Source organism: Sulfuriflexus sp. (assembly GCF_032250955.1).
Classification (GTDB): domain Bacteria; phylum Pseudomonadota; class Gammaproteobacteria; order AKS1; family AKS1; genus Sulfuriflexus.
This window is the reverse complement of record NZ_JAVVES010000012.1, coordinates 26,620-53,169: the sequence shown is the minus strand read 5'-3', so window position 1 is coordinate 53,169 and position 26,550 is coordinate 26,620. Positions and strand designations below refer to the sequence as shown.

Below are 26,550 nucleotides of genomic sequence, written 5' to 3'. Positions count from 1 at the left end.
ATATCAACCACAAGCGCTGTAAATACCGTTTGTGGTCGGTGGAGGGAGATGGTATCTACAAAATCTGGGGAGAGGAAACAAAAGATCAAACCCGTCTCATCATCACCAACGCCACCACTAAAAATACCCCCGGCGGTAACGCCGCACTCAACAACGGCGGCATGTGATAGACCACCCCGAGATGGTTAAACGCCTGGTTGATAAGGAAGAAGGCCAGGCCGACCAGGAAGCCCACCAGGATACGTTGCCCAATGCCTACCGAGCGCAAGGGACCAAACACAAACGGTACCGCGAGCAGCAACATGACCGCGATCGACACCGGCATCAACAAGCGCGCCCACAACGCCAGTTCGTAACGTGCGGCATCCTGGTTATTCGCCCGCAGATACACCGAATAATCGTACAGGTCACGTATGGAAATGCGTAACGGGTCGATCACCACGATGTTCAACAAGGCCGGGCTGAGGATGGAATCCCATTGCGCCTGGTCAAAGGTCCGGGTCTTGATAGCATTGACGCTGATATCACTTTGTGTAATCTCGCGTAATACCCATTGTCCGTTTTCATACACTGCCCTGTTGGCATGCGTGCTGCTGCGCAGGCGATGTTGTTCGTCAAACTCATAAATCGTGATATCACCTATCTCGCCGGTGGGACGGATATCCCTGATGTTCAGGAAGCTGCGCTGATCACGTGACCAGAAGCCATTATCGGTTTTCAGGGCGGTTTGCTCCGCGAGCATCTGGGTGCGCCTTGATTCTGCAAACTGTTCTGCGTCCGGCACCACAAATTCGGCCAGCAGCATAACGGCGATGATCAGCAACAAGCCGGTTTTCATTACGGCACCGGTGATGCGCAGGACCGAGATACCTGCCGCCCGCATCACCACCAGTTCACTGTGACTGGCCAGCATACCGAGGCCAATGGTGGTACCCAGCAAGGCGGTAATGGGGAAAAATTCAACAATGCGATAGGGCGTGGTTAACGCCAGGTACAGCAACATCTCAAGGTAGGTGTAATTGCCCTCGCCAACCTGATTCAGTTCACGCGCAAGGCGGAAGAAGCTGTCCAGCGAAATCAGTACCAGCAAGACCAGGCCGATACTGCCGGCCACGGTAATACCGATGTGCCTGTCAAGTAACCTCATGCCCGTTTGCCTGCCAGTGGCTTGCGCCGCCACTGTTGCCAATCGAAGCGGCCACGACTCTGCCATGCCGCAATCGCAGCGGCAGCAAGCAGCAGCACCAGGGGCAACCACCACATCCCTGACCAGGGTGGCAGCTCGCCCCTCTCGAGCGATTTTTGAGTAGTGCCGATAAGGTTGTTATAGATGACATAGACGAGCACGGCACTGAACAGCCGGCCATAGCGGCCTTCGCGTGGATTGACCCGGCTCATCGGCAGGGCAAGTATCATAAAGGCCACGGCCGACAGGGGCAGAACGATACGGCTCTGTAATTCGGCCATGTCACGCAGCGCATCTGATTGCCACAATGCAGCGCTGCTCATGGCATCACGATCCAGCACGGCATCGGGTGCCTTTTTCTCGCTAATGCGCACAGCGTGTTTGGAAAACCGGGTAATCCGGTAATCGGCCGTGCCCGGTTCACCTTCATAGCGATAGCCATCGACCATGACCATGAACTCATCACCGCTGCTGTCATCGATATAACGATAGCCGGTTTCGGAGGCGAGAACGCTCTTGCTGTCCCTGCCCCGGCGTTGCACAAACACTTTTTCAAGCTCGCGCTGATCGTCGGACAGGGCCTCGACGTACATAATCAGACGCCCGTCTTTCGATTCAGTAAAGCGTCCCGCACTGAGCAGGCTGAGTTCGGAGCGAAACTCGGCAGCATGTCGAATCTGATCAGCCTTTCCGGCAGCCCAGGGGGTGGCGTACAAGGCCAGGTAGCCGTTCAGAACGAGGACAAACGGTGCCAGCACCAGCAACATGCGCATAATCGCAGCCTGCCCGATGCCACTGGCATTCAAGGCCACCATTTCCTGATCCCGATAAAGACGACCGAGCGCCAGGAGTACCGCAAAGAACACCGCCAGTGGCAAGATGGAGGCCAGGTTTTTTAATAACTCCAGGCCCAGTAGACTGAAGACCATTTCGGCGGGCAGCACGCCTTCGGCAACATCCCTTAACAGGCGCACGAAGCGGGTACTGAAAAAAATCAGGAGTAAAACCGAGGTCACTGCAAACAGGGTCAGGGCGATCTCGCGCAGGATATAACGCCTGATAATCATGCGGGAATTAGCCTATTCAGCACAGACGCTGCAAAATCACATTTTTTCCGATAGACTGTCACGAAGATTTCATTCGTTCCCGGCCGCTTTTTACTAAATAACAAACCCTTAGCATAGCGACCTGACTTGTAGTTGTAGTACGATATATGTCATCTTACACACATTATGCCCCAGATTCAGCAGGAGAACCCATGGATTTCAGTATAAAAAGCGGCCACCCGGAAAAACAGCGTAGCGCATGCATTATTGTCGGTGTTTTTGAACCCCGTCGCCTGTCTGCTGCGGCCGAGCAACTTGATGCCGTCAGCCAGTCATACCTCTCCAATATCATCCGCCGTGGCGACATCGAGGGCAAGTCCGGCCAAACCCTGCTGCTGCATAATGTACCAAATACCCTGTGCGATCGGGTGTTACTGATCGGCTGTGGCAAGGAGCGCGAGTTCAACGAGGCAGCCTATTGCCAGGCGCTCGCCACGGCGGCCAGGACGGTCAATGAAAACGGCGCCATGGATGCGGTCAACTTTCTGCCCGAACTCCCGGTCAAGGGTCGTGAGGTCTACTGGAAGGTACGCCAGGCCGTGGAGACCACGGAAAGCGCGCTTTACCTGTTTGACGAGCTCAAGACCGACAAGGACAAGACCCGCCGCCCACTGCGTAAGATGATCCTTTCCGTACCGAGCCGCCGGGACCTGTCGCGGGCCGAACAGGCCCTCAAGGAGGGGGCCGGCATTGCCACCGGTGTTGCCGTTGCCCGCCGCCTCGGTAACTTGCCGCCTAACATCTGCACCCCGTCCTATCTCGCCGAACAGGCCGTGGATCTGGGCAAGTCGTCGGATAAACTGACGGTGAAGGTGCTGGAACAAAGTGACATGGAAGAACTTGGCATGGGTTCGCTGCTCTCGGTTGCCAAAGGCAGCCGCCAGCCACCGAAACTTATCTGCATGGAATACCGGGGCGCGGATAAAGACAGCAAGCCCTATGTCTTTGTCGGCAAGGGGATCACCTTCGACTCCGGGGGGATCTCCATCAAGCCTTCGCCGGCAATGGATGAAATGAAGTTTGATATGTGTGGTGCGGCGAGCGTGATAGGACTCATGCACACAGTCGTCGAACTGCAACTGCCATTGAATGTTGTTGTTATCGTGCCGACCTGTGAAAACATGCCGGATGGCCTGGCCGTCAAGCCTGGCGATATCGTTACCAGCATGTCCGGGCAAACCATCGAGATCCTGAATACTGATGCCGAGGGCCGTTTGATCCTCTGCGATGCCCTTACCTATAGCGAACGTTTCAATCCCGAGACCGTGGTCGATGTTGCAACCCTGACCGGCGCCTGTGTCATCGCCCTGGGTAACCATGCTACCGGCCTGCTCGGCAATCATCGTGGCCTGACCCATGACCTGCTTAGTGCGGGCAAGAGCAGTGGCGACCGCGCCTGGGAACTACCGTTATGGGATGATTACCAGGAACAGTTAAAGAGCAACTTTGCCGACATGGCCAATGTCGGTGGCCGCGAAGCCGGCACCATTACCGCGGCCTGCTTCCTGTCACGCTTTACCAAAAAATTGCACTGGGCACACCTCGACATCGCCGGCACGGCGTGGAAGAGTGGTAATGAAAAAGGTGCCACTGGCCGGCCAGTGCCACTCATGACCCAGTTCCTGCTCGACAAGGTGAAATAAGCCTGTACTGATGACGCGCGTGGATTTTTACCTGACCCGGGGCAGTGATGAGCAACAACGACTGCTCACCGCCTGTCGCCTGGCCGAAAAGGCTTACCAGCTCGGTCATCACGTGTTTGTTTATGCTGATAAACCGGCCCTGGCAAAGCAGCTGGACGAACTGTTATGGAGCTTCCGCCCCGGCAGTTTCCTGCCCCACTCCATGAGTGACGCGGTAGACGCGGAGGCGCACCCGCTCGTCATTGGCGATCAACATCCGGACGAGGCCAGCCATGATGTCATGATCAATCTCGCTGAATCCGTACCGGATTGCTTTAGCCGTTTCAAACGGGTTGCAGAAGTTGTCGGTGGCAGCGAAAATGAACGCCAGGTGGCCCGGCAACGTTTCAGGTTTTATCGTGACCGCGGCTATGCACTGGAAACCCATGAGCTGAGGAATTAACACACCGTATGAGCCTGCAAGATGACAACCCGCAGGGACATAACTCGCCTCCCGAGTCACTGGAGCAGGTACTGAGTTCCCTGCAAAACATACTCGAGCACAAGCGTTTTCCTTTTGCTGAAGAAGGCAGTAACCACGGCCCTGCCGCAGAAGCACTGCCAGAACCCTTTTCGGAACAGCCTGCAGAGCTTTATGATGACCCGCTGTACCTCGATGAAGACAGTTCCCCGCCGCTACCCGCCGAAGATACTGTCGAGGATGAGATGCAGATCCCGGTGCTGGATGATGTCATCTTCAGGGACCTCCCGGCTGCGGCCAGCCAGGGTAATGAGATTGAAGCCCTGCTCCTGCAGCTACGCAGTGAACTGGACGTGATTGTCGATGACATCGTCGACGAGGCCCGCCAGCAATTCGAATCCGGTGACAGCCCCGTCCCCGCCGAAAACAGCCTGCAGCGTTTCCTGCGCGAACTGGGCCAGAGAAACCCTGACTAAAACCGGAATCCTCCTCGGGGCCGTATTCATGCGGATTTTAGGTATAATGCCCCGCTTGTGGCGCGCCGCGCCTTGAATCCAACAACAAAACGATCAGACGATGGACAAGACCTACCAACCGAACGCCATTGAACAGACCTGGTACGAGACCTGGGAGTCCCGTGGCTACTTCGCCGCCGGCAGCGGCACCGCTGCCGGTGCCGCCCCCTACTGCATCATGATCCCGCCGCCGAATGTCACCGGCAGCCTGCACATGGGCCATGCTTTCCAGGACACCATCATGGATGCCCTGACCCGCTACCATCGCATGCGCGGGGATAATACCCTCTGGCAAGCCGGCACCGATCACGCAGGGATTGCCACACAGATGGTCGTTGAACGCCAGCTCGCCGCCGAAGACAAGACTCGCCATGACCTCGGACGAGACGCCTTTATCAAGCGCGTCTGGGACTGGAAGGCGGAATCGGGAGGCACCATTACCCGCCAGTTGCGCCGCATGGGTGCCTCGCTGGACTGGTCACGTGAACGTTTCACCATGGACCCCGAACTCTCCACCGCCGTCGGCGAAGTCTTTGTGCGCCTGCACGAAGAAGGCCTTATTTACCGTGGCAAACGCCTCGTTAACTGGGACCCGGTGCTGCACACGGCGGTCTCCGATCTCGAGGTACTCTCGCAGGAAGAAAACGGTTACCTCTGGCACATGCGTTACCCGCTCGCCGATGGCAGTGGCCATGTCATTGTGGCCACCACCCGTCCGGAGACCATGCTCGGTGATGCGGCAGTCGCGGTGCACCCGGGCGACGAACGCTACCAGCACCTGATCGGGCAGATGGTGGAACTGCCGCTAACCGGCCGCAAGATCCCGATCATTGCTGACGATTACGTAGACCCGGAGTTTGGTACCGGTTGCGTAAAAATCACCCCCGCCCATGACTTCAACGACTACCAGGTCTGGCAAGCCCACCGTGACGAAACGGCGATTACCGCCCTGCCAAATGGCGGTCTTATCAATATCTTCAGCATCGATGCCTGTGTAGTCGGTGCCGACGATGATAACGGGGCGCTGATCCCGGCTGATTTTCACGGCCTCGACCGCTACGTAGCGCGCAAGCTCGTTATCGAGGAACTCGGTGCCCAGGACCTGCTGGAGAAGACCGACGACCACAAGCTCATGGTGCCGCGCGGTGATCGCTCCGGTGCGGTCATCGAACCGTTCCTCACGGACCAGTGGTATGTTCGCACCGCCCCGCTCGCCGAACCGGCGATCAAGGCCGTCCGGGACGGTGATATCAAGTTCGTGCCGGATAACTGGAAGAACACCTATTACGAATGGATGAACAACATCGAAGACTGGTGCATCAGCCGCCAGATCTGGTGGGGGCATCGTATCCCGGCCTGGTATGACGACAAGGGCGATGTCTATGTCGGACGCTCCGAGCAGGAAGTGCGCGAGAAACATGGCCTCGGTGACGATGTTGCCCTGCGCCAGGATGAAGACGTACTCGATACCTGGTTCTCCTCGGCATTGTGGCCGTTTGCCACCCTTGGCTGGCCGCAACAGACCGATGCGCTGAAAACTTATTATCCGACCAGCGTCCTGGTCACCGGTTTTGACATCATCTTCTTCTGGGTTGCCCGCATGATCATGATGGGGCTCAAGTTCATGGATGAGGTGCCCTTCAAGGAGATCTATATCCACGGCCTGGTGCGCGACTCGCAGGGTCAGAAGATGTCGAAATCAAAGGGTAATGTACTCGACCCACTCGACCTGATTGATGGTATCGACCTTGAAGCCCTTGTGGCCAAGCGCACCAGCGGGCTGATGCAGCCAAAGATGGCGGCGAAAATCGAAAAGGCGACGCGCAAGGAATTCGCCGATGGCATTCCGGCCTTCGGTACGGATGCATTGCGTTTTACCTTTGCCGCGCAGGCCTCGACCGGACGCGATATCAAGTTCGACATGAACCGCATCGCCGGTTACCGCAACTTCTGCAACAAGCTGTGGAATGCCGCCCGCTACGTGCTCATGAATACCGAGGGACAGGACACCGGCATTGATAACGATGATGTCGAACTGAACCGTTTCGACCGCTGGATCATCTCGCGCCTGCAACAGGTCGAGGCCGAAGTCAGCCATGCCCTCGAGCATTACCGCCTCGACCACGCAGCGCAGGCGATCTATGACTTTACCTGGAACGAATATTGTGACTGGTACCTGGAGCTGTCCAAGCCCGTACTGCAAGGTGACGACAGCAGCGAAGCCGCCCGGCGCGGCACCCGCCGCACACTCGTGCGGGTACTGGAAACCCTGTTGCGCCTCGCCCACCCGTTCATACCTTATATAACGGAAGAAATCTGGCAGCGCGTTGCGCCACTGGCCGGCCAGACTGGTGAAACCATCATGCTGCAGGCCTACCCGGTCAGTGACAAGAGCAAAATCGACGAACAGGCGCTTGCCGAGACCGAACTGGTTATGCAATTGAACCGTGGCGTGCGACGTATTCGCAGTGAAATGAATATTGCCCCGGGGAAAGCGCTGCCGGTCATTGTCCAGAATCTCAGCGAGACCGAACGTGCCGTCATTGAAGAAACCGCGCACTGCAGTCTTTCGATCAGCCGAATGGCATCTATCGACTTTGCCGGCGTGGATGACGCACTGCCCGAATCTGCCAGCTCACTGGTCGGCACTCGTGGCATGTTGCATATCCCGCTGGCGGGGCTCATCGATAAGGCCGCGGAACTGAATCGCCTCGACAAGGAACTCGCCAAAACCGGGAAAGAACTGGCGATGCGCCAGCAGAAACTCGCGAACCGGAGTTATGTCGACAAGGCCCCCGAGACCGTAGTCAACAAGGAACGGGAACGTGTCACCGAACTGGAATCAGCCGCGCAACGCTTACAGGAAGAAAAGAAACGCATTGCCGAGATGTGAAAGCTGCCTGCCTAGCCCGCGACGTTGCCGATCACAAACCTGACCACGAGAATCAGCGTGGTAATAAAGGCGGCAACGCCAATCAGACCGGCGATGATGACCTGTTTGGCACTGAGCTTTTTCACATCATCGTCATAACCCTTGTTGGCACGCACACCTAACATGGCCCAGAATACGGCCTTCATACTATGAAGGAATGAAACCTTTTTTTCTGTCATCACGTTCTCTTCCGCTGTCTATATCGAACAGGTCTGGGTCAGCAGTCGCATGAGAACAGCCCCGTTCATTCGTTATATTAAAAATATCACTGCTGTCCCGTTAATTCCCTCTCCCTTCGGGAGAGGGTTAGGGTGAGGGGATTTAGATTCGATAACACCTTGTTTTATTTACCCCCTCATCCTGGCCTTCTCCCTGTGGGAGAAGGGATAACGCCGATTAGAGGGTGATGAAATTTCATGTGTTCATACGCATCAATCAACCTGGTTACCTTATTTTCTCGAAGCTTACTGCTTGTCAGGCTTATGTTAACGGGACAGCAGTGTAAAAATATAATTATACCATAGGTGGGATATACAGCCGTTAATGGGCCGCTTGTAGCGTGCCCTGCACGCGTATTGCCACCTACTCGTCTTTTTTCGGTTTGTCATCATCCATGATAATGCGATGCGCTGGTCCTTCCAGGTCATCGAACTGCCCCGAGCGCACCGCCCAGAAAAACACGGCCACGATCACGGCGACGAGGAGCATCGCTACCGGAATCAACAAGTACAATACTTCCATTCTAGTTCCTTTTGTTACGTAACAGACGCAAGGCGTTGCCAACGACAATGAGCGAACTGGCAGACATACCCAGTGCCGCCATCCACGGTGCGATATAACCGGCGGCCGCGGCAGGCAGGGCCAGTAAATTATACGTAAGCGCCCAGAATAAATTCTGCCGGATCACCCACAACATGCGTTTGGCCATATTCAGGCCTTCCACCAGGCCGGTGAGCCGGTCCGAAAGCAACAGCATGTCCGCACTCGCGGCAGCCAGCTGGGTGCCGCCGCCCATTGCAATCGAAACCTGTGCCGCGGCCAGCACCGGGGCATCATTAATGCCGTCACCGACCATCGCCACCACGGCACCCTGTTTCTGCAAATGGCGTACATGCGCCAGTTTTTCCCCTGGCAGGAGGTCACCATAGACCTCATCGATGCCGATTTTGCCGGCAACGTGCTGGGCGACGGCCAGGTGATCGCCACTGAGTAAGACCACTTGTTTACCCGCCGCCTTCAGCGCGGCCACTGCCTCGGCGGCGTCATCACGTAGCGTATCACCAAAAGCAAACAGGGCCAGTACCGCCTGCCCGTTACCGAGTGCGATGACGGTATTGCCGCTGGCCCGCAAGGTTTGCAAGGCGCGGCTATCGTACTTCTGACCACTTTGCTGCTCGACAAAAAGCGGCGTCCCCAACCAGTAGCGCTGCCCGTTAACTTGCCCCTTCAAACCGGCGCCGGGGGTATTTCGTATCTCGACCGCCGGCAAGCCGTTCGTACCCGCCTTGTGACGGATAGCACGGGCAATCGGGTGTTCCGAACCGGTTTCCAGTGCCGCGGCAATCGCCAGGCACGCATCCACATCATGACCCTTGCTGACCTCACTGGCAACCAGGTTCAGCGTACCGTGCGTAAGCGTGCCGGTTTTATCAAAGACGATATGCGTGGCCCGTGCCAGCGTTTCCAGGGCATGCCCGCGCGTGGCCAAAAGCCCACTGACAATCAATTTCCCAGTGGCTGCCGTCACCGCCGTCGGCGTCGCCAGTGACAGGGCACAGGGACAGGTCACAACCAGGACTGACACGGTGATGGGCAGCCAGTGCGCCGGATCGACCTGCCACCAGTAAGCCGCGACGCTACCGGCAAGCAGCAAGACGGCAAATACGAACCAGGCGGCGGTGCGATCCGCCAGCTGGGTAATGCGTGGTTTCTCGGTCTGGGCGCGATCCAGCAGACGCAAAATACTCGACAGCACAGTGTCCTGTCCGACCTGCTCGATACGGATCAGCAAGGGACTCTCTATATTAATGGCCCCGCCGACGACACGTTCGTGTCTACCGCGCTTGACCGGCAGGCTCTCACCGGTGAGCAGCGATTCATCCATGCTCGACTGCCCTTCGAGAATCAGGCCGTCGGCCGGCACGGTTTCACCCGGACGGACCCGCACCCGGTCGCCGACGATGAGTTCGGCCACGGCGACGAGAGTTTCCTCATTATTGCTCCCGAGCCGGGTTGCCATTGCTGGCACACTGCGAACTAGCGTCTCTGATGCTTCCGCTGCGCGTTTGCGTGCGACCAGTTCGAAATACCGGCCGGTCAGCAAAAAGAATACGAACATGCATACCGAGTCATAATAGACCTCGCCGTGACCGGTAAAGGTCGCATAGACACTACCGGCAAAGGCCACCAGGATGCCTATCGAGACCGGCACATCCATCCCGGCCTGCAGGCGCCGGACATCACGCCAGGCGGTGCGGAAAAACGGCTGCGCGGAATACAGCATCACCGGCAGGGTCAGGCCAAGGCTCACCCAGTGGAAGAACTGCCGGAAATGTTCCTCGATTCCGGAGAAGGCCCCCAGGTACAGGGCCACAGCGATCATCATCACCTGCATGCCAAGCACCCCGGCCAGGCCGAGACGGCGGATGTGCCGGCGCCGTTCCTGTTCGAGGAGTTGCTGCTGACGATTCGGGTCGTAGGGGTGCGCCAGGTAACCGATGCGACTCACCGCCGCGAGGATCTCGCTAAGCCTGATCTGGCTGTTATCCCATTTCACGCGGGCCCGGTGAGTGGTGTAATTGATAGCCACCTCGAGCACCCCGGGCAAGGCGGCCAGGTGCCGCTCGTTAAGCCAGATGCAGGCGGCACAGGTGATGCCTTCCAGGATGAGGTCAGCCTCGCGCTCATCTGCTGCCGCGGTGGTATCGCGGCGCACAAAACTCCCCTGCACTGTCTCATTATCGTAGATGCTGATCTGCTGCAGGAAGTCAGGCACGAGCTCGCGGCCGGTGGGCGCATTCTCGGTCCGAAACTTGTAATAATCCCCCATCCCCGCATCGATAATGGCTTTGGCCACGGCCTCGCAACCCTTGCAGCACATAGGCTGCGACTCGCCATCTATCAATAGCGTAAAGTCGATGCCCTCGGGTACCGGCAAACCACAGTGGAAACATTGTAATGTGCGGAGTTCTGGCACGATTTGGCGACCCAATTCCTTACTATAATAGTTATTTAATTCATGGCCCCAAGGCCTATACAATGGCAGCAGAAAGTGCAGGGTAGCAAACTCTGCCTTGCCGTCAGCTATTTCTCGCTTTGATCCAGATCAAGGCGTATTGTTTTATACGTCATTAGACTCGCATCATACCAAGTAATCTATTATAATTTAATATATTATAATTTACTTAATTACTAGGTTAATCCGCAGGTTACAAGTGATTTGTGGATCATAAGCCATTGTTTTGTCCGGCATCCGGTTGGCAAACAGGATGTTTTTTAAATCAAAAATAAGGTGAGGGCCGCAAATGTTTTTATCACACGTCTGGGGATTATTCGCACACCCTGCCCAGGAATGGGAAGATATTCGAAAAGAACGCTGTTCAATTGGTAAATGCTACTGCTCTCACGTGCTCTTCCTGGCGGCCATTCCGGCCATTTCCGGTTTTATCGGCACCACCCAGATCGGCTGGCAGATTGGCACCGCCGAGCCCGTCAAACTGACCGTCGAAAGCGCCTTGATGATCTCGATAGCCACCTATGTCACCATGCTCGTCGCGGTCTTCTCTATCGGCTGGATGATCTACTGGATGGGCAAAACCTATGGCACCGAGCAGCAGCTGCCACAGGGCATTGCACTGGCCGCCTTCTCTGCCACACCAATGTTTCTTATGGGCCTGATGGCACTCTACCCGATTCCCTGGCTCAACATGATTGTTGGCATGCCGGCACTTGCCTACAGTATTTACCTGCTCTATACCGGTCTGCCGATCATGATGCAGGTTAGCAAGGAACAGGGCTTCCTGTTCGCCAGCGCCGTCATGGCCGTTGGCCTCGTGGTACTGGTTGCCGTGATGGCCGCCACTGTGATCATGTGGGGATACGGGATTGGTCCGGTCTACACCAGTGACCTTGGCGCATTCCCCCATCTCTTTGGCTAAACACTTTTTCTTTTCGTTAACTAAGACAGGTAGGCATATGACTGCTACACAAGATATGTACAACTACAAGGTTGTGCGACAGTTCGCTATCATGACTGTCATCTGGGGCATTGTCGGCATGGCCGTTGGTGTGTTGATTGCATCGCAACTGGCATGGCCGGCAATGAACTTCGATATCCCGTATCTCACCTTCAGCCGCTTGCGACCGCTGCATACCAATGCCGTGATCTTCGCCTTTGGTGGCTCGGCCCTGTTCGCCACCTCGTATTACGCGGTGCAGCGCACATGTCACACCCGCCTGTTCAGTGACACGCTGGCATCATTCACGTTCTGGGGCTGGCAGGCAGTTATCATTTCGGCGGCGATCACCCTGCCTTTAGGTTATACGGGTTCGAAGGAATATGCCGAACTGGAATGGCCGATTGATATCCTGATCGCCGTGGTCTGGGTTTCCTATGCGGTTGTCTTCTTCGGTACGATAATGAAGCGCAAGGTCAAACATATCTATGTGGCCAACTGGTTCTTCGGTGGTTTCATCCTGACCGTTGCCGTCCTCCACATCGTTAACAGTGCCGCCATCCCTGTCACTGCGCTGAAATCCTACTCTGCCTATGCGGGTGTTCAGGATGCCATGGTTCAGTGGTGGTATGGTCATAACGCCGTCGGCTTCTTCCTCACCGCGGGCTTCCTCGGCATGATGTACTACTTCGTGCCGAAGCAGGCAGGCCGCCCGGTGTACTCATACCGACTGTCGGTTATTCACTTCTGGGCCCTGATCTTTACCTACATCTGGGCCGGGCCGCATCACCTGCATTACACCGCCCTGCCGGACTGGACCCAGTCACTGGGGATGGCCTTCTCCCTGGTTCTGCTTGCACCCAGCTGGGGCGGCATGATCAACGGCATCATGACCCTCTCCGGGGCCTGGGAAAAATTGCGCACTGACCCGATCCTGCGCTTCCTGATTGTTTCGATCTCCTTCTATGGTATGTCTACCTTCGAAGGCCCGATGATGGCGATCAAGACTGTTAATGCCCTGTCGCACTATACCGACTGGACCATTGGTCACGTGCACTCCGGAGCCCTTGGCTGGGTCGCCATGATTTCCATCGGCGCCATGTATTACCTGATTCCGCGTATGTTCGGTCGTGATATCCACAGCGTCAAACTGATTGAATGGCATTTCTGGCTGGCCACAGTAGGCATCGCCTTCTATATCGTTGCCATGTGGGTATCCGGTGTGATGCAGGGTCTGATGTGGCGCGCGGTCAACCCCGACGGCACCCTGACCTACAGCTTCATCGAGAGTGTTGAAGCCATGCATCCGTTCTATATTGTTCGCTTAGTCGGTGGTGCCCTGTTCCTGACCGGCATGCTGATCATGGCATACAACGTCTACAAGACCGTGAAGAGTGGCAAGGCCGTCAATGATGCCCCTGTACTCGCCCCGGCTGCGGCACACTGAGGAGATAATCATGTCAACAACTGGACACGAAAAAGTTGAATCGAATATCGGCCTGATGATCATCCTCGTCATCCTCGTGATTAGCGTGGGTGGCCTGGTGCAGATCGTACCGTTATTCTTTATGAAGCACACAACGGAAGCCGTTGCCGGTCTCGAACCGTATAACGCGCTCGAGCTTACCGGTCGTGATATTTATATTCGCGAATCCTGTAATGCCTGTCACTCACAGATGATCCGGCCGTTCCGTGCTGAAACCGAACGTTACGGTCACTACTCTGTGGCTGGCGAGTTCGTCTATGACCGCCCGTTCCTGTGGGGCTCGAAACGTACCGGTCCTGATCTGCACCGTGTAGGCGGCCGTTATAGTGACGAATGGCACCGTGTGCACCTGATGAACCCGCGTGACGTGGTGCCCGCTTCCATAATGCCGGGTTTTCCATGGCTTGCCGAGTCGCCCGCTGACGCCGACAGCATCCGCAGGAAAATGGAAGTGCTGAACATGATGGGGCACGGCTATACACAGGAAGATATCGACAATGCGCCAAAACAACTTGAAGGCAAAACCGAACTGGATGCCCTCATTGCCTACCTGCAGAATCTTGGCACTTCTATCAAGTCAGGGAGATAAGTCATGGAGTACATGAATAACATACAAGTCATGTGGACCCTGGTCGCCTTTGTCCTCTTTGTCGGCATCGTGATCTGGGCCTTCAGTAGCAAACGTCAGCAAGAGTTCCATGAAGCCTCGATGCTGGCATTTGATGAAGACGAGATGAACAAGGTTGAAGTCGATTCTGGAGAAAAAGATCATGTTTGATTTCACAAGTGATTTCTGGCCCTGGTTCATCAATGTACCTGTCGTGATTGGCCTCATCAGCATGTACCTGCTGATTATCTGGATGCAGAAAAAGCCCGAAGAAGGCTCACTCGACGGTGAGCCCCTGGAGCACAAGTGGGACGAGACCCTGGTAGAGCTGAATAACCCGATGCCGAGCTGGTGGGTAAACATGTTCTACCTCACTCTCATCTTTGCCGCTGTTTACCTGTTGCTTTACCCGGGCCTGGGCACATGGAAGGGATTGCTTGGCTGGACACAGGCAGGGCAGTACGAATCTGAACTGGAAAAGGCCGAAGAGATCTATGGCCCGATTTATGCCGCCTATCTCGAACAGGATGTTGTTGCCCTGAGCGAGGACGACGAGGCCCGCAAAACCGGCCACCGCCTGTTCAGCACCTACTGTGCTATTTGTCATGGTTCTGATGCGCGCGGTTCACGCGGCTTTCCGAATCTGGCCAACGAGGACTGGTTATATGGCGGCAATCCCGAGGCGATCAAGACCAGTATCACGCAGGGTCGTAACGGCGTCATGCCGGCCTGGGAACAGGTTCTGGGCAAGGAAGGTGTCTTCAATGTGGCCGAATATGTGCTCAGCCTGAGCGGCCGCAAGGTCAACGAAACGGCTGCCCGTCTCGGCCAGGACAAGTTCCAGCAGCTTTGCGTTAGTTGTCATGCCGCTGATGGCACTGGAAATCAAGCACTTGGTGCCCCAAACCTGACTGATAATGTCTGGTTATACAGTGGCTCACAACGTGCCGTGATCGAGACCATCTCCAACGGTCGCAGTGGTCGTATGCCGAAACACGAGGGATTCCTCGACGAGGCAAAGATTCACCTGCTGACGGCCTATGTTTACGGTCTCTCGGCTGGCGACAACGAATAAACAGCAGTATGATATAGGCAGTTAACCGACAGTACCGAGGTGCGCAGGATGGAACAGGAAATCCCCAAGTGTCAGAAGACCATTTCTGTTCTCTGGCCGGCATTTCTCATGGCCGGGCTCGCCACGGTACTGTTCTTCACCGCCTTTGATCCCGTCACACTGCTACAGGAAACACGCTTCGCCGATACATCTCGGCTGGGTGCCTATACTGTCGGGTTTTTTCTTTTCTGGTTACTGACCACCTCGTCTTGCGCATTAACCTGTTTTTTCCGCAAGCCCTGTAACCCGAACCCCAGGTAATAAACACCCCCGTTTTTTCTTTTCGTGTTGTCCTGCCTTGCGAATGCCTTGTGCATTGGCGAAATGTAACTTTATTTACCGAGTCAGAGATATGAGTACTGAAAAGAACACCGATAAATCAACGTCGCTTTATGCCAAGCGGGAGAAAATATACCCGCGTGAAGTTCATGGCATTTTTGCCTTCTGGCGGAGCATGGGCGTGTTCATGTTGCTCGGCATCTATTACCTGACGCCCTGGCTACAGTGGGAAGGTCACCAGGCCGTGCTGCTCGACCTGCCGAATCGAAAGTTTCATATCTTCAGCCTGACCTTCTGGCCGCAGGACTTCTTCTACTTCGCACTTCTGCTGATCCTTGCGGCCCTCGCCCTGTTCTTTTTCACCGCTGTCGCCGGACGTCTGTGGTGTGGCTACGCTTGCCCGCAGACTGTCTGGACCGAAATCTTCTTATGGTTTGAGCGCAAGATCGAAGGTGACCGGCCCAAGCAGATGAAACTCGACAAGGCCCCGTGGACCGCCCATAAACTCATGGTCAAGGGCAGCAAACATACGGTCTGGATCCTGTTCGCTGCCTTCACCGGCTTCACCTTCGTGGGTTATTTCACCCCGATTATGGATCTGGCCGGCCGCATTGCTGACCTGTCACTCGGTGGCTGGGAATGGTTCTGGATTATCTTCTACAGTGTGGCCACCTGGGGTAATGCCGGCTTCCTTCGCGAACAGGTGTGTATTTATATGTGCCCTTATGCGCGTTTCCAGAGCGCGATGTTTGATAAAGACACCCTGATCATTTCCTATGATAAAGACCGAGGCGAACCGCGTGGTTCAAGGAAGAAAGGTGTCAATCCACGCGAAAAAGGGCTCGGCGATTGTATTGACGATCAGATGTGTGTACAGGTTTGCCCGACCGGCATTGATATCCGTGACGGCCTGCAATACCAGTGTATCGCCTGCTCCGCCTGTATCGATGTCTGTAACACCGTTATGGACCAGATGGGCTACCCCCGGAATCTAATCCGTTACAGCACGCAGAATGCTGACGAGGGCAAGCCTTCGCACATCCTGCGTCCACGCGTCATTATCTATGCCCTCATCCTGCTCGGTTTTGCAGCGACGCTTGTGTATGCAATCGGTACCCGTGTGCCACTCGGCCTGGATGTTCTGCGCGACCGCAACCGCCTCTATAATGAGACCCAGGAAGGCCTGATTGAAAATGTCTATACATTGAAGATCATCAACATGGATGAAAAAACACATAACTATATCCTGTCTGTTTCCGGTATCGAGGACATCAAGGTCATCATGAATCGTCCCCGTATCCAGGTCGCTTCCGGTGAGGTCGCCGATGTCTCGCTACGCGTGCAGGCAGATCCTTACGAACTCAAGTCACGCAGCACCAATATCAACTTCAAATTGCAGGCAGCCGACAACGCCGACATACAGGTAGAATCCCAAAGCCGCTTTCTCGCCCCGGCAGGAATAAAGTAACTATGAATACAGTACAACGTCCCTGGTACCGCACGCCCTACGTTTGGCTATTAATCGGCATTCCCTCTTCCGCCGTCATAATGGGTGGCTTCCTGCTCTATTTTGCTATCACCACCTATGATGGCCTGGTAAAGGATGACTACTATAAACAAGGTAAGGAAATTAACCTGGTCATTGAACGTGACCGTGCGGCAACAGAATTGGAGCTGTATGGCAAACTGCAGCTTGAACAAACAGAAGGTACCGTGCACCTGAGATTGAAATCCCGCAAACAGGTGTCTCTCCCGGACCGGCTTGAACTGAGTATGCTACATGCCACGCGTGCCGGCTTCGACCGTGAAATAATCCTGCAACGTACAGCGGGCGGTGATTACTTTGCCATACTGCCAACCCTGAAACCGGGGCGCTGGCATGCACAGATCAGCACGCCGGAATGGCGCTTGACGGGCAGCCTGATGTTGCCCGGCGATTCCAGTGTTCAATTTGGCTAGTAAGTTTTTCCTTTCCAGTGACTAACGAAATCAGCCTGATCGCTGCCTTTATGACCGGCCTGCTCGGCTCTCTGCACTGTGTTGGGATGTGCGGAGGCATTGTGGGTGCGTTAAGCATGGGTTTGTCGGCAAGAACCCGTGGCAGCCTCTGGCGACTATTTCCCTACCAGTTGCTTTATAACAGTGGACGTATTCTCAGTTATGTCATTGCCGGTGGGCTGCTCGCCTGGCTCAGTTCGGAAACTACGAGTCAGTTTGGCCAATCCGGCAATTATATTGGCAAATGGCTCAGTGGCCTGTTCATGGTTGCACTGGGTTTCTATATTGCCGGCTGGTGGCAAGTGCTCACCATCCTGGAACGGGCCGGCAATCATGTCTGGCGGTACGTGCAACCGCTTGGCCAGCGCTTCCTGCCGGTAACCAATCCGCTCCAGGCATTCGGTCTGGGGCTGGTCTGGGGCTGGCTCCCCTGCGGCATGGTCTATGCCATGCTCGCCTTCGCCTTGAGTTCACAGGACAGCATGCAAGGAGCCCTGATCATGCTGGCCTTTGGCCTGGGCACCCTGCCCATGTTGGTGCTTATGGGAAGCGCAGCCTCGCGCCTGGGTAATTTTGTCCGTCGGCCACTGGTAAGACAACTGGCTGGTACGCTTATCCTGTTATTTGGCCTTTATACTCTTTTCGCGCCTGCCGCACATGATCATCATAGCCATAACGGAATGGATTCAGGAAAAGAAACTCAGTCTACGGGGCATGCTGAGCACAGGTGCAGTTCTGGTCATTGATGATTGATGAATATTGTTAGCAATCAATTGCATCAGGCTTTGAGCCAGAAACTTTTCTGTCTACGAAAAAAATAGAAATAAAAGATTATTGCAGAACTAACCGCTCACCGTTCATCAACCTGGAATCATAAATCATCAACCCTTATCATGCCTCTCGGTCTTGGTCTTTATTTCCCGGTACTCACCAGCTAACTTTTCCATCGCCTCGTTTTTATCATCGCGGTCGGCATAAAGCAGCGAGTATTCTTTAAGCATTTCTTCCATACTGCTCATCGCCTCTGCCAGTTCTTCTCGCATGGTCATGTTTTCTTTCTTTAATTCCGTATAGTCCTGCTGCATTTGCGTAATAGCCCCGCTCTTGCCCAGTACTTCAGCGGCGTTCGTCAGGCTCTCATTCATAATCATCAGCCAGTTTTCATTCAAGGCAGTCACATCCTTGCGAATATCAGCAAGGCACTTGCGATGATTACCCAGGTAAAGATTCAGGATACGTTTATGCAGACGAGTTTCTGTATCAGAAAGATTATTCAGTACTTCATCCGCATCCTCGCCAATGACATAAAAATGGTTTTCCAGTCTATTCTTGAAATCGCGTGTTTGTTCAGGTAGTGCCTTTTTATAGCTGCTGATGAATTCTGCGACATACTGTTTATCTGAACGTTTGCGGCGCAGAAGGACTAACATAAACACGAGAAAAACCAGCAGCACAATGCCACCGAGCTCCGCCCCCAGGATCAGCATGGTCAGCGTGGTTTCGGTCACTTCTTGTCTTCCCCAGAGGGGACTGATTCTGCTTCGGCTAGTGCGGCGGCCCACTCATCGGCGACAGCATCATCGTCACTGCTCTCGGCCGGTGCCTCTGCTTCAGTCTCCGCGTCACCCGACTCGGCAAGTGCGGCGGCCCATTCATCGGCGACGGCATCATCGTCACTGCTCTCGGCCGGTGCCCCTGCTTCAGTCTCCGCGTCACCCGACTCGGCAAGTGCGGCGGCCCATTCATCGGCGACGGCATCATCGTCACTGCTCTCGGCCGGTGCCTCTGCTTCAGTCTCCGCGTCAGCCGACTCGGTCAGTGCGGCGGCCCATTCATCGGCGACAGCATCATCGTCAATGTTCTCGACCGGTGTCCCTGCTTCAGATGATGTATCTGCAGTATCAGTAAGTGTCGGTATTCCATTATCCTGATCCTGATCGTCGACGTCGGTTTCCACGACTTCATTCAGATCGACTACAGGCGTATCAGGCTGGGGGCGACGCTCTTCGGCGAAATTTTGCCCTGGCTTATCGTCGCCTGCAGGAGGAGCCGCTTCGCTAGCCGAAGCCGCACCAATGACATCCACTTCCTCGTCAAAACTGATTGATTCTTCTTCTGGCTCGTTACTTGCTGTCTTTTCCGCATGCTCTTCTTGCTCACCGAGTTCATCATCTACCTGGTGGTCTCGCCTTTTCCAGTAGCGATAGGCAAAGAAGCCGCCTACGCCAATCAAGGCATTAATAATCACGAGACTGATAGTGATCACCAGCCAGTTACGCCCTTGCTTCTCTACCGGTGTTCCTGCTTCGGTTTTGGGCGCCTCTTCCTGATTCTCTGCTGGCGACTCAAGCTGTTGTGAAACTTCCGGCTGCCTAATCACGGGCAAGGTCAGTTTATGCTCAAGCTGATAAGGCTTACCGTTAAGCAGATGGCCATTAGCCTGAATGGTCACCTCGGTCTCTGCGTAATCCGGCTCAATCGGCAACCGCCAAAGGTGTGGTTCCACCTGGAGTATCTGCTTTGTCTCCGCCATCTTTAGTTCGGCTATCTCCGGTAATTGCAGTTTCAGATCCAGCGTGCCTGTCTGAAGGACATTCGGCATTTCAAGCACTTGAACAATAATCTCACCCTTATGTTCTTCGGCCCAGATAGTAAGTGGGTCTACGAAGGGGGCCTCCGGTTCCGGTAACTGACCATGCAATTGGCTTTCGAAAGGCCGGTCACCGGACAAGCTGGCCGTAGCCTCTATTGTAAAATGGCGTCCCGCATACTCTTGTCCAAGACTGGCCTGCCAGGTGCCTGTATCGGATCTTGTGATTGCGGAAGGAACGGTCTCATCATCAAGGCTCAACGTTAACCCGAGTGTACCGCTCTGAATGAGTTCCTGGTTCTCTGCTACGGTAATGAGAAAGCCACCGTCCTTTTCGCTGATATCCAGATGTAACGGGCTTTCATGTACTCTTACTGAATGGCGACTTTCACGGCGGAATGTCGGCCCTGTCGCCCGAACAGTCAGCTCCATTGCACCTGTCTCATCCAGCCCGTTCAGCTGTACGCTGTAAGTCCCGGCTTTTTCGGCAGGTTGCATGGAGAGGTCATTAGTAGCGCTGGCAAGTTTGCTGACAATATCAACATCAACCAGTTCGAGAATCTGTTTATTGGAGACAAGCCCTTCATTTTCTTTTAGCTCGGCATGAATATCCAGTGCCTCGCCTTTCAGGATGTTATTCGGGATATCGCCAACCCGCAGTTTGAGGTTTGTTACTACCTGCACACGATTATCGGGATCCATCTCTGCATCTATCGACCAGCTACCTGCCTCCGGTTTATGCACGGTAATCAGGTCGAAGCCTTTATCGTGATGCCATGCCACATTATTCGGTATCTGTCCATGCTGAAAGCTACTGTTATCCGGGCGAATAACACGGGTGGCGTTGGCACCCTTCGCATGAAAAACCAGCACGGTCATGTCTTCTATGCTTTTATCAACTTCAAAGCGATTGCCATCCAGGGGCAGATTATCCGTAGGCGTTGATTTCTCGAACAAGCGGAGAAAGACCTTTTGCAGGCCCTCCGCTGTCTCCACCGGCTCGTACCAGGCATCACTCTCTGTGGCAAGAGTCCTCAGTAAATCATGATCGGCGTTCTTCGACAGGGCGACAGTATGAATCTTTACCCCGGCCGCCTTCAGCTTCGGCAACAGCTCCTTGAGGATTCTATCCCGTGAGGCAGTGTTTTTATTGTTATCCTTTGAAACATCTACCTGGCCATCGGTTAACAGGATCAGGTGACGGTTCCAGGCCGTATCGGGCTTGCGCCAGTCCCAGGTACTTTTATCCAGTGTCGCCTCAATATTGGTGAAAAGGCCTCGCGAATGGATCTTGTCAGCCTCATTGCGGGCATTCTTTTTCCATGCCTTGCTGGCAAACCCCGGCTTGACCTGCATGTTCACATACTGGGCAAAACTCCACATCCCGACCCGGGCCTCTTCCGGCACCAGGCCGATCAATAGACGCAGCGCCGTGCGCCGTAGATTTTCCGGGTCGTTTTGCTTCATGCTTCCGGAAACATCAACGAGGACACGCAGGTCTGTCTTTGCCTCCTGCTCTGCCGCCGACAGACTCGCTGTCATGAGCGACAGGCCCAGAATAATCAGGCCCGTTAGACGAGAAGCCGTAATGTTCTTGTTTGAAACGCGCATGCCTACACCTGAAAACCTGTCTATAGATAGACTATCGGTAAGCCACTGAATAACTTTAGAATGTCTGATCGTAAGCGGTGAATCCGCACCGCCTGATCATTTAATGTTTTTTCTTATATTACAAACAGTTGCATCTATTTTGCTAATGCTCGCGAGTGGCATGGAATTTAATTTCCGGCCAGCGCTCCATGGTCAGATCGAGATTGACCCGGCTGGGTGCGAGATAAGTCAGTTCACCCGCGCCATCGAGGGATAGATTGTCATAAGCTTTCTTGCGAAATTCCTCAAGCATCTTTGGGTCTGCACAGTCCACCCAGCGGGCGGTAGCAACCTGGACGGGTTCGTAACTACACTCCACGTTGTACTCGTCCTTCAGCCGGTAGGCCACCACATCGAACTGCAGCACACCGACGGCACCAAGGATTAGGTCATTGCTGTTCATCGGCCGGAAGACCTGGGTCGCGCCCTCTTCGGAAAGCTGAATAAGTCCCTTTTGCAGAGCCTTCATCTTCAGTGGGTCACGCAGGACCACGCGGCGGAATAACTCCGGCGCAAAGTGCGGGATACCCGTGAACTTCATATCCTCACCCTGTGTGAAGGTGTCACCGATCTTGATCGTGCCATGATTATGCAGCCCGATGATATCGCCGGGATAGGCCTCTATGACGTTCTCGCGCTCGCGCGCCAAAAAGGTGATTGCATTGGCAATCTGCACATCACGACCGATACGCACCTGGTGTATCTTCATACCCTTGGTGAACTTGCCCGAGGTCACACGCATAAAGGCGATTCGGTCACGGTGGGCCGGATCCATATTTGCCTGGATCTTGAAGACAAAACCGCTGAATTTTTCCTCTTCCGGTTTCACTTCGCGCACATCGGTCATGCGCGGCAAGGGTGGTGGCGCGTATTCTGCAAAGGTGTCCAGCAATTCCTTGATGCCAAAATTATTAATCGCTGAACCAAACGATACCGGACTCAGCTCACCCTTGAGATAGGCCTCAGCATCAAATTCGTTACTGGCACCGCGGACGAGTTCAATCTCTTCACGCAACGCTGCAGCCTTGTCGCCAAGCAGCACATCCAGACGCGGGTTATCCAGTCCTTCGATAACTTCACCTGCCTGTAACTTGCCCTTATGCGTCGGACTAAACAGGTGAACACAATTATTATATAAATGAAAAACACCCTTGAACTCCTTGCCCATGCCAATCGGCCAGGTGATCGGGGCACAGCGGATTTTGAGAACAGACTCGACCTCGTCGAGCAATTCGAGCGGGTCGCGACCTTCACGGTCGAGCTTGTTGATAAACGTGATGATGGGCGTATCACGCAGACGACAAACATCCATCAGCTTGATAGTCCGGGCTTCGACGCCCTTGGCGCAATCGATGACCATCAGCGCCGAATCTACAGCGGTCAGCGTGCGGTAGGTATCTTCCGAGAAGTCCTCATGCCCCGGTGTGTCCAGCAAATTGATGATCTTGCCGGCATACGGAAACTGCATCACCGAGGATGTTACCGATATACCACGCTGTTTTTCGAGCTCCATCCAGTCGGAAGTGGCATGCCGATCGGATTTACGGCCTTTCACTGTACCGGCGAGCTGGATCGCACCCCCATAGAGCAGGAGCTTCTCTGTGAGCGTGGTCTTGCCTGCATCGGGATGGGAGATGATGGCGAAAGTACGGCGCAGGGCCGTTTGGTTTGCAATCTCGGACATGATTTTCGTTACTGAAACAGTATCTGTAATTCTACCTGAAATGGCGCCGCGACTAAATACTTATTCAGTATAGTCCAGCAGCGGGCAGGCCAGGATAAGGGCATCTTCATGGCCGTTCTTCGCCGGATAATAGGACTTTCGCCTGCCGACTTCGGAAAAACCGATTTTTTCATAGAGCTCGATTGCACTGAGATTCGATGGTCGTACCTCAAGCAGGCAGACCTCGGCACCGTGCCGTTTGGCCAGATTCAGCATATGTTTCAGTAACCGGCTGGCTACTCCCTGCCGCTGCCAGTCTCGGTCAACACAGATATTCAACAGGTGTGATTCGCCGGCACCGATCGACATGATGCTGTAGCCAACTATCTGTTCGTCCTGTTCCGCCAGCCAGCAGCAATAACCGACGCGCAGACAGTCTCGCATGATGCCGGCTGTCCAGGGGAAGGGATACGTAGCGTTTTCGATCTCCATTACGGCATCGATATCCGTCTCCTGCATCGGGCGCAGGTTTATCGTCGCCTCTTGCAGAATGGCACTCATGATATTCCTGCCTGCTCGGCGAACAAACGCATGGCAAACTGCAAGTCTTGCCACGCCTTGCGTTTTTCGCCAGGCTTGCGCAGCAGGTAAGCCGGGTGATAGGTCACCACTACCGGGATACCGGTATCTGCATACTCAAAGCGCTGTCCACGCAAGTCCTTCATCGGCTCGGCTCGCCCAAGCAGGCTTTTCGCCGCGACATGGCCGATGGCGAGGATGAGCTTTGGTTGCAACAGCTCGATCTGGCGGCGCAGATAGGGCTGACAACTCTGCACCTCGTCCACATGCGGTTCACGGTTATCTGGTGGGCGGCATTTAACGATGTTGGTGATGAACACCTGCTCCTGCTTCAGCTTCATGGCCTGTAACATAGCGGTGAGTAACTCGCCGGCACGGCCGACAAAGGGCTCGCCCTGCTTATCCTCCTCGGCACCGGGGGCTTCGCCGATTAGCATCCAGTCTGCATGATGATCACCCGAACCAAATACAGCATTGATCCGCGTCGCATGCAGATCACACAACGTACAAGAAACAACCCGACTCTTGAGCTCAGGCCAGTCGAGTCTGTCAATATCATGTGTTTGACCAGATCGAGGTGGAGTCAATTCGATTTCGTATGACTGCGTTTCCGGCTGACCAACATGTTCAGTAGCATGGTCTTTGCTATCTGCCACAGCATGTTCTGCTATCGCCGGTTTATCTTCAGCAGCAGCCACAGCTTGCGGGTGCGGCTTGCGCCGTACCCACTGTTCAATGCCCATTGCCTGAAGATAGGGATCCCGCATTACACATCAGCCCCTTGTGGGTGGGCACGCTCCATCGGCTGCATAATTTTGTTCAAGGCATTGATATAGGCCTTGGCCGAGGCAATCACGATATCGGTATCGGCACCCTGCCCGTTGACGATATTGCCGGCCTTTTCCAGACGCACGGTAACCTCACCCTGCGAGTCGGTGCCGGTGGTGATGTTGCTCACCGAGTACAGTTGCAATTCGGTATCACTATGTACGATCTCTTCAATAGCACGGAAGGCGGCATCGACCGGCCCCCCGCCCTGCGCATGGGCAGACTTCTCCTCGCCATTCACCCAGAGGGTAACATTGGCGTCAGGCGTCTCACCGGTCTCACTGCAGACCTTGAGGGCCAGTAATCTGAAGCGTTCATTCTCTGCCTCGATACCAGCCTCGGTCATCAATGCCTGCAGGTCTTCATCAAAGATGTCATGTTTTTTATCTGCCAGATCCTTGAAACGCGAAAAGGCGGCATTGACCTCATCCTCGGAGGTAAAGCTGATACCCAGTTCCTGCATACGGGTACGAAATGCATTCCGTCCGGAATGCTTGCCCAGGACCATGCGATTGGTTGCCCAGCCAACATCCTCGGCACGCATAATTTCGTAAGTCTCGCGTTTTTTCAGCACGCCGTCCTGGTGAATGCCGGATTCATGGGCAAAGGCGTTGGCACCTACAATCGCCTTGTTCGGCTGCACGGTGAAACCGGTGATCCCGGAAACCAGACGCGAACAAGTCATGATCTGTGTCGTATCCAGTTCACTATCGCAGCTAAAGACATCCTGCCGGGTACGCACGGCCATGACGATTTCTTCCAGCGCGGCATTCCCGGCGCGCTCACCCAGACCATTAATCGTACATTCAACCTGGCGAGCACCGTTTAATACCGCCGACAGCGAATTGGCAACGGCCAGCCCCAGGTCGTTATGACAATGCACGGAGAAGATGGCCTTGTCTGAATTCGGGATCTTTTCGCGCAGGTTGTAGATTAACTCGCCGAACTGGTGCGGCAGGTTATAACCCACCGTATCCGGAATGTTCAGCGTTGTGGCACCGGCGTCGATAACAGCCTCCAGCACACGGCACAAGAAATCCAGATCCGAGCGGCCGGCGTCTTCGGGGGAAAATTCGACATTATCGGTATGCTGGCGGGCGCGTTTCACGGCACGCACGGCCTGTTCCAGGACCTGGTCCGGCTGCATACGCAGTTTTTCCTGCATATGGATCGGCGAGGTCGCGATAAAAGTGTGGATACGGGCCGAATTAGCCCCCTGCAGGGCCTCACCGGCACGGTCGATGTCCTTGTCCAGGGCGCGTGCCAGACCGCAAATCGTGCTGTTCCGGATGGTGTCGGCAACGGCCTTGACCGCCTCGAAATCCCCCTGCGAGGCAATTGGGAAACCGGCCTCGATCACGTCCACGCGCATACGCTCCAGGGCCCTGGCTATCCGCACCTTTTCGTCTTTGGTCATCGACGCGCCGGGGCTCTGCTCCCCATCACGCAAGGTGGTATCGAAAATAATTAACTTGTCACTCATATCTGACTCCGTGCAGTGTTGCCGACATTTTACCACTGACAAGCCCGAATGGGCATGGCTCGGCGACGAGTATTCTCTTGATTTTTGGTTGATTTTTGCGTTTCTACTGACCCTCGCCAGGGTATAGGGGGTGAAATAGTCTGCCTTACGGCAGGAGCAGGAGTCGTGCCTGGAGACACAGGGCAGCCGGACCCGGACGGGCCATCTGGAATGCTGACGTGTATGTTGAGTTATTCATGGGTGTAACTATAGCCGT

The 26,550-nt window shown here is 54.8% G+C and carries 24 protein-coding genes; 13 read left to right on the top strand and 11 right to left on the bottom strand.

All coding sequences use genetic code 11. From position 1 onward, the window contains the following. Positions 1–85 precede the first annotated feature (85 nt). A complete protein-coding gene (gene lptG, locus RQ738_RS03570) occupies positions 86–1,147 on the bottom strand; it encodes an LPS export ABC transporter permease LptG (protein ID WP_314162060.1) in 1,062 nt (353 codons plus the stop codon). Continuing rightward, on the bottom strand, positions 1,144–2,253 hold the full coding sequence (gene lptF, locus RQ738_RS03565; protein WP_314162059.1) for an LPS export ABC transporter permease LptF: 1,110 nt from the start codon (positions 2,251–2,253) through the stop codon (positions 1,144–1,146). Before lptF ends, lptG begins: the two co-directional genes overlap by 4 nt. Positions 2,254–2,444: 191 nt before the next feature. Here lptF and RQ738_RS03560 point away from each other — a divergent pair, with 191 nt between their 5' ends. The 4 genes from RQ738_RS03560 to RQ738_RS03545 all read left to right on the top strand — a co-directional run bounded on the left by RQ738_RS03560 (position 2,445) and on the right by RQ738_RS03545 (position 7,803). Continuing rightward, complete coding sequence (locus tag RQ738_RS03560; RefSeq protein ID WP_314162058.1) at positions 2,445–3,935, top strand: leucyl aminopeptidase; 1,491 nt, start codon at positions 2,445–2,447, stop codon at positions 3,933–3,935. Positions 3,936–3,945: 10 nt separating this feature from the next. Further along, complete coding sequence (locus RQ738_RS03555) at positions 3,946–4,377, top strand: DNA polymerase III subunit chi (RefSeq protein WP_314162056.1); 432 nt, start codon at positions 3,946–3,948, stop codon at positions 4,375–4,377. 8 nt (positions 4,378–4,385) lie between these two features. Beyond that, positions 4,386–4,871, top strand: coding sequence for a hypothetical protein (locus RQ738_RS03550; RefSeq protein ID WP_314162055.1), 486 nt, complete (start codon positions 4,386–4,388; stop codon positions 4,869–4,871). Between the two features lie 100 nt (positions 4,872–4,971). Then, positions 4,972–7,803, top strand: coding sequence for a valine--tRNA ligase (locus RQ738_RS03545; RefSeq protein ID WP_314162054.1), 2,832 nt, complete (start codon positions 4,972–4,974; stop codon positions 7,801–7,803). Positions 7,804–7,814: 11 nt separating this feature from the next. Here the strand turns inward: RQ738_RS03545 and RQ738_RS03540 are convergent, their stop codons facing one another. The 3 genes from RQ738_RS03540 to RQ738_RS03530 form a co-directional block, all read right to left on the bottom strand. Then, positions 7,815–8,021 (bottom strand): DUF2970 domain-containing protein, encoded by a 207-nt coding sequence (locus RQ738_RS03540; protein WP_314162061.1) that lies wholly within the window; start codon positions 8,019–8,021, stop codon positions 7,815–7,817. Positions 8,022–8,424: 403 nt separating this feature from the next. Next, positions 8,425–8,583: a cbb3-type cytochrome oxidase assembly protein CcoS gene (gene ccoS, locus RQ738_RS03535; RefSeq protein WP_314162053.1), complete on the bottom strand. Its 159-nt coding sequence runs from the start codon at positions 8,581–8,583 to the stop codon at positions 8,425–8,427. 1 nt (position 8,584) lies between these two features. Beyond that, positions 8,585–11,038 carry a heavy metal translocating P-type ATPase gene (locus tag RQ738_RS03530; protein ID WP_314162052.1) on the bottom strand — a complete coding sequence of 818 codons (2,454 nt, stop codon included), beginning with the start codon at positions 11,036–11,038 and terminating at the stop codon, positions 8,585–8,587. Positions 11,039–11,366: 328 nt separating this feature from the next. Between RQ738_RS03530 and RQ738_RS03525 the strand changes: the two genes are divergently transcribed. From RQ738_RS03525 to RQ738_RS03485, 9 genes are all read left to right on the top strand, one after another. Beyond that, entirely contained in the window at positions 11,367–11,999 is a 633-nt protein-coding gene (locus RQ738_RS03525; RefSeq protein WP_314162051.1) for a Yip1 family protein, read from the top strand. A 37-nt stretch (positions 12,000–12,036) separates the two neighbouring features. Further along, entirely contained in the window at positions 12,037–13,464 is a 1,428-nt protein-coding gene (ccoN, locus tag RQ738_RS03520) for a cytochrome-c oxidase, cbb3-type subunit I (RefSeq protein WP_314162050.1), read from the top strand. A 10-nt stretch (positions 13,465–13,474) separates the two neighbouring features. Next, positions 13,475–14,092, top strand: coding sequence for a cytochrome-c oxidase, cbb3-type subunit II (gene ccoO / locus RQ738_RS03515; RefSeq protein ID WP_314162049.1), 618 nt, complete (start codon positions 13,475–13,477; stop codon positions 14,090–14,092). Between the two features lie 12 nt (positions 14,093–14,104). Next, on the top strand, positions 14,105–14,281 hold the full coding sequence (locus tag RQ738_RS03510) for a cbb3-type cytochrome c oxidase subunit 3 (RefSeq protein ID WP_314162048.1): 177 nt from the start codon (positions 14,105–14,107) through the stop codon (positions 14,279–14,281). Beyond that, positions 14,274–15,185: a cytochrome-c oxidase, cbb3-type subunit III gene (ccoP, locus tag RQ738_RS03505; RefSeq protein WP_314162047.1), complete on the top strand. Its 912-nt coding sequence runs from the start codon at positions 14,274–14,276 to the stop codon at positions 15,183–15,185. Before RQ738_RS03510 ends, ccoP begins: the two co-directional genes overlap by 8 nt. Before the next feature lie 48 nt (positions 15,186–15,233). Then, positions 15,234–15,485: a hypothetical protein gene (locus RQ738_RS03500; RefSeq protein WP_314162046.1), complete on the top strand. Its 252-nt coding sequence runs from the start codon at positions 15,234–15,236 to the stop codon at positions 15,483–15,485. A 91-nt stretch (positions 15,486–15,576) separates the two neighbouring features. Further along, the gene (ccoG, locus tag RQ738_RS03495; protein ID WP_314162044.1) at positions 15,577–16,971 is read left to right on the top strand and encodes a cytochrome c oxidase accessory protein CcoG; all 1,395 of its coding nucleotides are present in this window, start codon (positions 15,577–15,579) and stop codon (positions 16,969–16,971) included. 2 nt (positions 16,972–16,973) lie between these two features. Further along, the gene (locus RQ738_RS03490; RefSeq protein WP_314162043.1) at positions 16,974–17,462 is read left to right on the top strand and encodes a FixH family protein; all 489 of its coding nucleotides are present in this window, start codon (positions 16,974–16,976) and stop codon (positions 17,460–17,462) included. Positions 17,463–17,479: 17 nt separating this feature from the next. Further along, the gene (locus tag RQ738_RS03485; RefSeq protein WP_314162042.1) at positions 17,480–18,247 is read left to right on the top strand and encodes a sulfite exporter TauE/SafE family protein; all 768 of its coding nucleotides are present in this window, start codon (positions 17,480–17,482) and stop codon (positions 18,245–18,247) included. A 135-nt stretch (positions 18,248–18,382) separates the two neighbouring features. Here the strand turns inward: RQ738_RS03485 and RQ738_RS03480 are convergent, their stop codons facing one another. The 6 genes from RQ738_RS03480 to RQ738_RS03455 form a co-directional block, all read right to left on the bottom strand. Next, complete coding sequence (locus tag RQ738_RS03480; RefSeq protein ID WP_314162041.1) at positions 18,383–19,009, bottom strand: hypothetical protein; 627 nt, start codon at positions 19,007–19,009, stop codon at positions 18,383–18,385. After that, positions 19,006–21,702: a VWA domain-containing protein gene (locus RQ738_RS03475; protein WP_314162039.1), complete on the bottom strand. Its 2,697-nt coding sequence runs from the start codon at positions 21,700–21,702 to the stop codon at positions 19,006–19,008. The genes RQ738_RS03480 and RQ738_RS03475 overlap by 4 nt, the downstream gene beginning before the upstream one ends. Before the next feature lie 142 nt (positions 21,703–21,844). After that, positions 21,845–23,425, bottom strand: coding sequence for a peptide chain release factor 3 (locus RQ738_RS03470; RefSeq protein WP_314162037.1), 1,581 nt, complete (start codon positions 23,423–23,425; stop codon positions 21,845–21,847). A 60-nt stretch (positions 23,426–23,485) separates the two neighbouring features. Beyond that, positions 23,486–23,965: a ribosomal protein S18-alanine N-acetyltransferase gene (gene rimI, locus RQ738_RS03465; RefSeq protein ID WP_314162036.1), complete on the bottom strand. Its 480-nt coding sequence runs from the start codon at positions 23,963–23,965 to the stop codon at positions 23,486–23,488. After that, entirely contained in the window at positions 23,962–24,750 is a 789-nt protein-coding gene (locus RQ738_RS03460) for a uracil-DNA glycosylase family protein (protein ID WP_314162035.1), read from the bottom strand. The genes rimI and RQ738_RS03460 overlap by 4 nt, the downstream gene beginning before the upstream one ends. Then, on the bottom strand, positions 24,750–26,294 hold the full coding sequence (locus RQ738_RS03455; RefSeq protein WP_314162033.1) for a 2-isopropylmalate synthase: 1,545 nt from the start codon (positions 26,292–26,294) through the stop codon (positions 24,750–24,752). The genes RQ738_RS03460 and RQ738_RS03455 overlap by 1 nt, the downstream gene beginning before the upstream one ends. Positions 26,295–26,550 lie beyond the last annotated feature (256 nt).